1 rRNA gene is annotated in these 3010 nt (G+C 52.8%); it reads right to left on the bottom strand.

The window, feature by feature from the left end:
- Positions 1-43 precede the first annotated feature (43 nt).
- Positions 44-2979, bottom strand: a 23S ribosomal RNA gene (locus AC4BHA_RS19045).
- Between the last annotated feature and the right edge of the window lie 31 nt (positions 2980-3010).

Genomic DNA, 3010 nt, shown 5'->3' with positions numbered 1-3010 from the left:
TCAAAACTGGATAATGTAAGTTTGGCAAGTATGCTTGATTCATTTGGTTAAGTCCTCGAACGATTAGTATCCGTCAGCTCCATGTGTCACCACACTTCCACCTCGGACCTATCAACCTGATCATCTTTCAGGGTTCTTACTAGCTTGCGCTATGGGAAATCTCATCTCGAGGGGGGCTTCATGCTTAGATGCTTTCAGCACTTATCCCGTCCGCACGTAGCTACCCAGCTATGCTCTTGGCAGAACAACTGGTACACCAGCGGTGCGTCCATCCCGGTCCTCTCGTACTAAGGACAGCTCCTCTCAAATTTCCTGCGCCCACGACGGATAGGGACCGAACTGTCTCACGACGTTCTGAACCCAGCTCGCGTACCGCTTTAATGGGCGAACAGCCCAACCCTTGGGACCGACTACAGCCCCAGGATGCGATGAGCCGACATCGAGGTGCCAAACCTCCCCGTCGATGTGGACTCTTGGGGGAGATAAGCCTGTTATCCCCGGGGTAGCTTTTATCCGTTGAGCGATGGCCCTTCCATGCGGAACCACCGGATCACTAAGCCCGACTTTCGTCCCTGCTCGACTTGTAGGTCTCGCAGTCAAGCTCCCTTGTGCCTTTACACTCTGCGAATGATTTCCAACCATTCTGAGGGAACCTTTGGGCGCCTCCGTTACTCTTTAGGAGGCGACCGCCCCAGTCAAACTGCCCACCTGACACTGTCTCCCACCCCGATCAGGGGTGCGGGTTAGAATGTCAATACAGCCAGGGTAGTATCCCACCGATGCCTCCACCGAAGCTGGCGCTCCGGCTTCAAAGGCTCCTACCTATCCTGTACAAGCTGTACCAAAATTCAATATCAGGCTGCAGTAAAGCTCCACGGGGTCTTTCCGTCCTGTCGCGGGTAACCTGCATCTTCACAGGTACTATAATTTCACCGAGTCTCTCGTTGAGACAGTGCCCAGATCGTTACGCCTTTCGTGCGGGTCGGAACTTACCCGACAAGGAATTTCGCTACCTTAGGACCGTTATAGTTACGGCCGCCGTTTACTGGGGCTTCAATTCGCACCTTCGCTTGCGCTAAGCGCTCCTCTTAACCTTCCAGCACCGGGCAGGCGTCAGCCCCTATACTTCGCCTTGCGGCTTCGCAGAGACCTGTGTTTTTGCTAAACAGTCGCCTGGGCCTTTTCACTGCGGCTCTTCGAGGCTATAAACCTCTAATGAGCACCCCTTCTCCCGAAGTTACGGGGTCATTTTGCCGAGTTCCTTAACGAGAGTTCTCTCGATCACCTTAGGATTCTCTCCTCGCCTACCTGTGTCGGTTTGCGGTACGGGCACCTTCTTCCTCGCTAGAGGCTTTTCTTGGCAGTGTGGAATCAGGAACTTCGGTACTATAGTTCCCTCGCCATCACAGCTCAGCCTTATGTGATGAGCGGATTTGCCTGCTCATCGGCCTAACTGCTTGGACGCGCATATCCAACAGCGCGCTTACCCTATCCTACTGCGTCCCCCCATCACTCAAATGGAAGAGAGGTGGTACAGGAATATCAACCTGTTGTCCATCGCCTACGCCTTTCGGCCTCGGCTTAGGTCCCGACTAACCCTGAGCGGACGAGCCTTCCTCAGGAAACCTTAGGCATTCGGTGGAAGGGATTCTCACCCTTCTTTCGCTACTCATACCGGCATTCTCACTTCTAAGCGCTCCACATGTCCTTCCGGTCATGCTTCACAGCCCTTAGAACGCTCTCCTACCACGCATACCATACGGTATGCATCCACAGCTTCGGTGATACGTTTAGCCCCGGTACATTTTCGGCGCAGAGTCACTCGACCAGTGAGCTATTACGCACTCTTTAAATGGTGGCTGCTTCTAAGCCAACATCCTGGTTGTCTGGGCAACTCCACATCCTTTTCCACTTAACGTATACTTTGGGACCTTAGCTGGTGGTCTGGGCTGTTTCCCTTTTGACTACGGATCTTATCACTCGCAGTCTGACTCCCGAGTATAAGTCTTTGGCATTCGGAGTTTGTCTGAATTCGGTAACCCGATGAGGGCCCCTAGTCCAAACAGTGCTCTACCTCCAAGACTCTAAACTCGAGGCTAGCCCTAAAGCTATTTCGGAGAGAACCAGCTATCTCCAGGTTCGATTGGAATTTCTCCGCTACCCACACCTCATCCCCGCACTTTTCAACGTGCGTGGGTTCGGACCTCCATCCAGTGTTACCTGGACTTCATCCTGGACATGGGTAGATCACCTGGTTTCGGGTCTACGACCACATACTGCAAACGCCCTATTCAGACTCGCTTTCGCTGCGGCTCCGTCTCATCAACTTAACCTTGCATGGGATCGTAACTCGCCGGTTCATTCTACAAAAGGCACGCCATCACCCATAAAAGGGCTCTGACTACTTGTAGGCACACGGTTTCAGGATCTCTTTCACTCCCCTTCCGGGGTGCTTTTCACCTTTCCCTCACGGTACTGGTTCACTATCGGTCACTAGGGAGTATTTAGCCTTGGGAGATGGTCCTCCCGGATTCCGACGGGATTCCTCGTGTCCCGCCGTACTCAGGATCCACTCGGGAGGGAACGAAGTTTCGACTACAGGGTTGTTACCTTCTCTGACGGACCTTTCCAGGTCGCTTCATCTACCCCGTTCCTTTGTAACTCCACAATGAGTGTCCTACAACCCCAGATGGCAAGCCATCTGGTTTGGGCTGATTCCGTTTCGCTCGCCGCTACTCAGGAAATCGCATTTGCTTTCTCTTCCTCCGGGTACTTAGATGTTTCAGTTCCCCGGGTGTGCCTTCATACACCTATGAATTCAGTGTAAGATACTGCCCCATTACGGGCAGTGGGTTTCCCCATTCGGAAATCTCCGGATCAAAGCTTACTTACAGCTCCCCGAAGCATATCGGTGTTAGTCCCGTCCTTCATCGGCTCCTAGTGCCAAGGCATCCACCGTGCGCCCTTATTAACTTAACCGTTAAAAAACTCTTACTCGGTTTTTATTAAA

This window comes from Pradoshia sp. Z3_51, from assembly GCF_058215915.1.
This window is presented reverse-complemented; position numbering and strand designations above follow the sequence as displayed.